Source organism: uncultured Streptococcus sp. (assembly GCF_963521865.1).
Taxonomy (GTDB): Bacteria; Bacillota; Bacilli; order Lactobacillales; family Streptococcaceae; genus Streptococcus.
This window is the reverse complement of sequence record NZ_CAUQWY010000023.1, coordinates 22,466-31,352: the sequence shown is the minus strand read 5'-3', so window position 1 is coordinate 31,352 and position 8,887 is coordinate 22,466. Positions and strand designations below refer to the sequence as shown.

Here is an 8,887-nt window from a genome sequence, read left to right as displayed (position 1 = left end):
AATCATTTTCTGCGCTACAATCGCGCTGTTCGTTGTCAGGTAAAAATCATTACTAAGGAACCAGAGAAATTTTTCGGACTCATTGAGGACAATCTTAAGCTGGTTCATCCTCTTTTTCAGACTGTCTTTAAAACCTTCCTGAAGGATAAAGAAAAGATTGTCAACGCCCTTCAACTACACTATTCTAACGCCAAATTAGAAGCAACCAATAATCTCATCAAACTTATCAAGCGCAATGCCTTTGGATTTCGGAACTTTGAAAACTTCAAAAAACGGATTTTCATCGCTCTAAATATCAAAAAAGAAAGGACGAAATGTGTCCTTTCTAGATCTTAGCTTTTCATCAACCCACTACAGTTGACAAAGAGCCCTAAAAGCTGACCAGCTAACCTTTACACTTAGCTGGTTACCAAGTCATCCGTCCACTTCCTGAAATGCAAAAATCTCCTAGCAGACTTTCCTGCTAGGAGATTTTCTTATGAGAAGTACTTGTTTAATACTCAATGAAAATCAAAGAGCAAACTAGGAAGCTAGCCGTAGGCTGTACTTGAGTACGGCAAGGCGAAGCTGACGTGGTTGGAAGAGATTTTCGAAGAGTTTAAGCCTTGAAAATCGGACTTATCATCTGATAATTATCAAACAATCTACCAATTAAGCTTCTTCGTCTTCTTTACGACGACGGCCTGCAAGACCAAGACCAAGCAATGCACTTGCGGCAGCTGCTACCATAGCTACAGTAGAATCTGCTGTACCTGTATTTGGCAATTCTTTAGCTACTTTACGCGCATTTGCTGGTGTTTGAGCATCTTGATCATTAGCTGGAGTTGCATGATCGGTTGATGGAGAAACTTTCGCCATGAAGTCTTCGATACGTTTCACCATTGCATCCACTTCTGCTTGACTTGCGTCTGCATTAGCAAATACTGCTTTAGCTTCTGCTAATAATGCAGTCGCTTCTTTTGCAGTCTCTGCATCAAGCTTAGCTGATTCTTTGATGATCAATTCATCTAATTGACGAATAGCACCTTCTAACTTAGCTTTATCCACTTTCGCTTCAGTGTTAGTAGCTCCGTTATTGCCTCCACCATTTGATGATACATAAGAACGTTGTTTGAATGCATCATCTCTTGGAATTGCTAATACTTGACCTTCTTTTGTTACGATAGTTACATTTCCGTCTTTATCGATTGAAATTGCTAATTCTTTTTTACCATCTTTTTCGATTGTTGCATTACCATCTTTATCAATCGTAATTTTCACTTTACCATCTTTAGATGCGTAAACTGTATTTCCTTCAGCATCTGTTGTTTTCTCAAGAGAGCTAATGTCAAATTCTTCAACATCAGTGATAGCTCCTAGAATCATGAATTGGAACTTCGCTTTTTCTTCTGGAGTAATATTCTTAAGGTCAGTTACAGTTACTTTACTGAAGTCAAACTCAAGGTTATCTCCACCATTTTTCGCTTTAGCATCTTCTTTATCTTTCACTAGTTGTTCTTTAGAAATTGTTGCTGTAGAACCGTCTGGCATTGTTACTGTTGCGTTTCCTTTGCCGTCTACTACTACAGTTGCGCCTGGGTTGACTGCTTCAATTACTTTCTTAACAGCTGCTTTTTCATCGTCTGTTAAGTTATCTTTATTTCCAACTAATGTACGGAATGCTGGTGTTTTCACTTTAGCATTTGTAGCTTCGTCAGCTAAGTTATCTGCAGGGATTACTAAGTCTGAAGCTGGGATGTTAAGAACTGTTCCATCAGCTTTCGTTACTGTTGCATTTCCTTTGTCATCTACTACTACAGTTGAACCTGAGTTGACTGCTGCTACAGCTTTCTTAACAGCCGCTTTTTCTTCATCTGTAAGTTTAGTTGGATCTGCTACTACAGTCTTAGCTGCTGGTGTGTTCGCATCGTTACCACCATTATCTTTCTTAGCATCATCTTCAACTTTAACTAAGTCTGTTGATGGGATAACTGAAACATTGCCATCTTTCACTACAGTTGCATTTCCTTTATCGTCTACTACTACAGTTGCGCCTGGATTTGCTGCTTTGACTTTGTCTTCGATAACCTTCTTCTCAGCGTCAGTTAAGGCATTTGGATTTGCTACTTTTGTTTTAGCTGCTGGTGTAACTGCATTGTCTTTAGCTTTTCCATCATTCACATCTTTTTCAGATTTTGTTAAATCTGATGCTGGGATGACTGCTGTCTTACCTTCTGGTGTTGTGACTGTTGCGTTTCCTTTTTCATCTACTACTACAGTTGAACCTGGGTTGACTGCTTCTACTTTAGCTGCAATTGCATCTTTTTCGTCTTTTGTTAATGATTCTGGATCTTTCACTAAAACTTTAGAAGCTGGTTTCACAATGTCATTTCCTGCTTTTGGTGCTTTTTCTGCATCTGCATTCTTCGTTAAGTCTGATGCTGGAATTACCGCTGTTTTCCCATTTGGAAGTGTTACTGTTGCATTTCCTTTATCGTCTACTACAACTTCAGCACCAGAATTTACTGCTTTAACTTTAGCTGCGATTGCATCTTTCTCATCTTGTGTTAATGAGTCTGGATTTGCTACTACAGTCTTATCGGCTGGTTTAACGATGTCGTTTCCTGCTTTTGGCTCTTTAGCTTGTGCTTCTGTCTTCGTTAAATCTGATGCTGGAATTACAACTGGTTTACCATCTTTAGGTGTTACTGTTGCATTTCCTTTATCATCAACTACAACTTTAGCTTCTGGATTTAAAGCTGTAAGCTTATCAGTGATTACTTGTTTCTCTTCATCAGAAAGTTGTTCTGGATTTTTCACTAAAGTCTTATCAGCTGGTTTAACTACGTCATTTCCTGCATTTGGTTTAGCTGCATCTGCTGCTGATTTCGTTAAGTCCGCTACTGGAATTACCGCTGTCTTACCATTTACTGTTACTGTTGCGTTTCCTTTGTCGTCTACTACAACTTCTGCACCTGGGTTCACCGCTTTAACTTTATCCGCGATTGCTTTCTTCTCTGCATCTGTAAGTTGTTCTGGATTTGCTACTACAGTCTTATCAGCTGGTGTGTTCACATCGTTTCCTGCTTTTGGTTTAGCTGCATCTGCTGCTGTCTTAGTTAAATCTTTTGCTGGAATTACCGCTGTCTTACCGTCTGGTGTTGTTACTGTTGCGTTTCCTTTGTCATCTACTACTACAGTTGATCCTGGGTTAACTGATTCTACAGCTTTCTTAACAGCTTCTTTTTCTGCATCTGTAAGTTGTTCTGGATTTGCTACTACAGTCTTATCAGCTGGTGTGTTCACATCGTTTCCTGCTTTTGGTTTAGCTGCATCTGCTGCTGTCTTAGTTAAATCTTTTGCTGGAATTACCGCAGTTTTACCGTCTGGTGTTGTTACTGTTGCGTTTCCTTTGTCGTCTACTACTACAGTTGCACCTGGATTTACTGCTTTAACTTTATCTTCGATTGCTTTCTTCTCAGCGTCAGTTAATTGTTCTGGGTTCGCTACTACAGTTTTATCCGCTGGTTTAACGATGTCGTTTCCTGCATTTGGCTTAGCTGCATCTTCTGCACTCTTAGTTAAGTTTGTCGCTGGAATTACCGCTGTCTTACCGTTTTCTAATGTTACTGTTGCGTTTCCTTTGTCATCTACTGCTACAGTTGCACCTGGGTTTACGGCTTTGACTTTATCTTCGATTGCTTTCTTCTCAGCGTTAGTTAACTGTTCTGGGTTCGCTACTACTGTCTTATCTGCTGGTTTAACGATGTCATCTCCTGCGTTTGGCTTAGCTGCATCTTCCGCACTCTTAGTTAAGTCTGCTGCTGGAATTAACGCTGTCTTACCTTCTGGTGTTGTTACTAATGTGTTTCCTTTATCGTCTACTACTACAGTCGCACCTGGGTTTACGGCTTTGACCTTATCTTCGATTGCTTTCTTCTCAGCGTCAGTTAATTGTTCTGGGTTCGCTACTACAGTTTTATCCGCTGGTTTAACTACATCATTTCCTGCTTTTGGTTCTGCTAAGTAAGCTTCTGATTTGAATAAATCAGCTTCTGGAATTGTTGCTGAAGTTCCATCTTTTAGAGTCACTGTTGCATTTCCATTTTCATCAAAAACAACAGATTTAGCTTCTGGATTTAATTCTTTTAGTTTTTCTTCTACTTTAGCTCTATCGTCTGGATTTGTTGGGTTTCCAACTAATTTATCCGCTGGTTTAACGATTTTACTGTTTCCTGCACTTGGGTTAGCAGTGTCTTCTTTAGTTCTTACTAAATCAGTTGCCGGAATCGCTGCAGTTTTACCTTCTGGTGTAGATACTGAAACTGTTCCATTTTCATCGATTGTTACGATAGCATCTGGATTCACTGCCTCAACCTCAGCTACAATCTTAGCTTTTTCTTCATCTGTTAACTTAGATGGATCTTTTACGATAACTTTATCAAGTGGCTTGTTAATATCGTTTCCACCTTTACCGTTATCTAATTGTTCCTCAGTTTTCACTAATTTTGTTGGGTCGATAATCCCTTTATCGCCAGCTTCTGTTGTTACTTCGATTTTTCCATTGTCATCATATTTAACTTCTTTAGCTGTTGGGTTAACTTTCTTAACTTCTTCTAAAATTTTAGCTTTTTCTTCAGCTGTTAATGCGCTTGGATCTTTAACTAGCACTTTATCAATCGGTCTGTTAATTTCTCCAATTGCTTTAATTGCCGCTTTATCTGCTTCTTTAATCACATCAACATCTGTTTTGCTAGTTACTGCATCGATTCCTTCTTTTGCTTTTTCAGCAATTTTATCGACTTTAGCTTTCAATACTTCTTTAGCTTCTGGAGTTAAGTCTTGACGTGCATCAATAGCTTGTTTTTTAGCATTTGCTTCATCTTCAATAGCTTTACGAGCGTTTGGTTTATCTTCTACAACAGGAAGTTTATCGATTGTTCCTTTAGCTCCATCCTTACCTACAGCCTCATCTTTCTTAGCTTCAACTGCTGCATCTGTTCCAGCTTTATCAATTTCTTCTTTAGCTTTTTCAGCTGCTGCTTTTGCTGCATCTTCTGCTACTTTTTTTTCTTCATCAGTAGCATCTGGAGTATTAGCAATATCTTCTAATTGTTTAGCTAATTTATCATCAATTGCTTTCTTAGCTGCTGGTTTAGTTACTGCTGTTGGATTTACTGCAGTTACTTCATCTACACCTGTTTTCTTAGCTGCGTCTACTACTGTTTGTGCTGTTTGTGCTGCTTCTAGTGTATCTGCTACATCTGGTTGTTTAGCGATTTCTGCTAATTGTGCATCTGCTAGTTTCTTAGCTTCTGCTTTTGCTTTTGCTTTTTCTTCTACTGTTAAGTCCGTACGTTTGTCGATTTCAGCATTTTTATCTTCTAACGCTTTCGCAATTGCTTGTTTAGCTGGTTCTTTTGCTACTGGAGTTACATTTGCAACTGCTGTCGCACCATCTGTTTTAGCTTGATCTACATCTGCATCTGTTGTTGCTTTATCAATAGCATCTTTAGCTGCGTCTGCTTTTGCTTTCGCTGCATTTTTCAGTGCTGTTTTTTGCTCTGGTGTTAAATCATCACGAGCGTCAATTGCGTTGTTTTTAGCTGTTAATGCATCATCAATCGCTTTTTTAGCTTCTGGTTTCGCTTTAGCCGCTGGATTTACAGACTTAACATCTGCTACACCTTTTGTCCCTGCCGCATCTACTGCTTCTTGAGCCGTTGTCGCCGCAGCTGGTGTATCAGCCGCATCAGGTTGTGCGTTAATTTTCGCTAATTCAGCGTCTGCTTTATCTTGTGCTTCTTTCTTAGCCGCCGCTTTCTCTTCAGTTGTTAGGTCTGTACGTTCTTCAATTTCTTGAAGTTTTCCTTTTTGACCATCTTTTCCATTTAAAGCATCTGCGATTGCTTGTTTAGCTGCTGCTTTCGCTACTGGTGTAACGTTGTTGATTGCTGTAGTTCCGTCACCTTTAGCTGTTGTAAGAGCATCTGCTGTTGTTGCTGCATCTACTGCTTTTGTTGCATCTTCTGCTGCTTTATTAACTTTAGCGACTGCCGCATCTTTTTCTGCTTGAGATAAGTTATTGTTATTAGTAATATCATTTACTTTATTTTGACGAGCTGTTTCGATATCTGCCTTAGCTGCATCTTTAGCTAATGGATTTACAGATTTAACATCTGCTACACCCTTAGTTCCCGCTGCGTCTACTGCTTGTTGAGCTGTTGTTGCCGCAGCTGGTGTGTCTGCTACATCTGGTTGTTTAGCGATTTCTGCTAATTGTGCATCTGCTAACTTCTTAGCTTCTGCTTTCGCTGCTGTTTTTTCTGCTTGGCTTAAGTCTTGACGATTATCGATTTCAGTATTTTTTGCTGTTAATTCATCATTAATTGCTTTTTTCGCTGCTGCTTTCGCTATTGGTGTAACGTTATTAATTGCTGTAGTTCCATTATTTTGAACTTGATTTAATGCATCTTTTGTTGTTACATTAGCGTCATTAATTGCTGTCAATGCTTTTTCTTTATCAGCATTTACTTTTGCAATTGCTGCCGCTTTCGCCTCATCCGTAGTATTTGGAGTAGCATTAATTGCTGCAATTTTCTCAGATGCTGCTGTGTTTACTGCATCAATAGCAGGCTGTTTATCTAGTGTTACTACCTCTGTAAGAGTTAGCTTATCGGTTGAACCATCTTTATAAGTTACTACAATCTTATCGCCTTCTTTAGTTACAGATTGGATATATTGTGAAGCATTTTCTACTAATGATCCATCTTTTTCTTTTAATCTTTCATCATCACTAGTTTTGTATTGAATTTTAATATTATTTTTAATTTTTTCAAAATCAGCATCCGATAAATTGTTAACGTCTGATACTGCTACTTTATTAGCTTCTTCTGTTTGTCCTTGAATATCATATTTTTGAGTTTGTTCACGAACTACTAGTTTGAAAGCCCCTTCTTGATCCATATTCTTATTAGCGTCTGGATTAGAAAATAGTGCTCCATCTAAATCTTCTGCAACTAGATATCTTGTCATTAGTGGACCTACAAATTTTGGTTTCCCCGGAACATCCACAGTACCTGTAATTCTTGTGATAGCTGGATGAGCCGTTGTTGCAACAATACCATTTTCATTCGTTTCAGAAGTCATTGTTAGACCATATTCATTTCTAACTTGACCTTTTTCTGCCCCAGAAGCTCCCATAATAGCTGAACCTTGTACAATACGAAGATCTTTAATTTTACCAGAATCATCTGTAACACCAAATTCTAGATTAGTTTCTTCTCCTTTATAAACATAAATCTCTTTTGTATCCGGTTTAGAGAATGGAATTATTCCTGCTGGTTTTACGTTTAAAACTTTACTTTTTTCGATTGTATCTACAGAACCATCTTTATATGTTACAACAAGCTTGCTAGGTTCAGTCGTTGATACTGCAACAGTATCAATTAATGAAGTAGGATTAGCAACAGTCGCTCCACCTACGAATCGCGCATCATTACTCTTTTTAGAATATTCTAATTTTAATCTAGATTTAATTGATGCTAACTCTGTTGGTGTAATATTATCAATATCATTAACTGTAATACGTCTTTCCTCAGTTAAATCTTTAATATCGTACTTATATGTTTGAGATTTAACAACTAAATTGAAATAACCCGGTTGATTTGAGCCATTACTAGGTGCCTCTACCTTTCCTCCTGCGGCATCTGTAATTACTAAATATCTAGCTCCTAAAACCGAATGTTGATCCTCACGTCTGTTAGTAGGAGTAAGACCTAAAAATCTCTCATTAGTTTTACCAGTAATATTCATCGTTACTGGTCCAGCTGTTTCAGTTACAGTTTGTGTATAACTCCATCCAAATCCATCAATTTGAACAGTGCTATCTTTAGTTGCTTCATCAAGAGGTCTGTTACCTCCACCTCTAACTTTTACAGAACTAATATTTCCTGCAGTTGAATTCACAGTAATATCAATATTTGTATCTTCTTGGTTATAAAGATAAATTTCTTTTTTAGCATCATCAGAAAACTCCATAGTGTAACTAATGTTTCCTACTTTGTTTGTTGTTGCTTCATGCGTTGCTGCAGTTGCTTCTGTTCTAAACGCATTCTCCTTATCCATCTCTTTCCCATTACGTGGATCTTTTGAACCTGTATTTTCGATTGAGTTAGAATCAGATTTATTTTCTGTGTTTCCTGCTTTTTTACCTACAGTTGGTTGTCCGTTAGTAGTGTCTACTTTCGGAGCTTCTTTTGGTTTGCTTTTTAACCCTGAACTAACAAACATCACTAGTTTCTGATAAGCCTTTGTCAATTCATCTTGAGTCGTTGCAGAAGCGAGCGTAGACTCAGCAGAAGCCAATTTACTATTCAAAAGAGCAAGGCTTTCCTCTGTTTTATTAGCATACTTACCTGAAGCAAGTTTTGATTTAATTTCTGAAATGTAGCTTTCTAGTTTAGTTTTATCCAAAGCTGGAGTTGCTGCTGCTTCTGGTTTAGCAGTAGACTCTTCTACACTTGGTTGTACTACTGGTGTGTTTTCTACTGAAGTTGGTTTATTTTCAGAGGCTGGCGCTGGAGTTTCTACAGATGGTGTATCTTGTTTGCTTAGCTCGTTAGCTGATACAGCTCCATTTCCTAAGAACATAAAAAGAGCAGCGACCGCTACACTAGCCGCTCCAAAGCTATATTTACGAATCGAGTAACGCGTGACCTTTTCACGACGTAGACGCTCAGCGCGACTCATAGACGATTTATTTTCCATTAATTTGGATCTCCTTTTTGAAATATATTTTGGATTTTCACATAAAAGTAGCCGTTTCTTAAGCAACGGCTAGTTATTATAGTTAATGTGAATCCTTGCATTAACTATTCTACTTTATTTTTAATATATATGCAACTAA

The 8,887-nt window shown here is 38.2% G+C and carries 2 protein-coding genes; one reads left to right on the top strand and one right to left on the bottom strand.

The genetic code is table 11. The features are described 5' to 3' along the window. The coding region (locus RWO85_RS07095) for a transposase (protein WP_314414957.1) at positions 1-336 on the top strand (336 nt) is incomplete at its 5' end. Between the two features lie 315 nt (positions 337-651). Here RWO85_RS07095 and RWO85_RS07090 read toward each other — a convergent pair. Continuing rightward, a complete protein-coding gene (locus RWO85_RS07090) occupies positions 652-8,748 on the bottom strand; it encodes a DUF1542 domain-containing protein (protein WP_314414956.1) in 8,097 nt (2,698 codons plus the stop codon). Between the last annotated feature and the right edge of the window lie 139 nt (positions 8,749-8,887).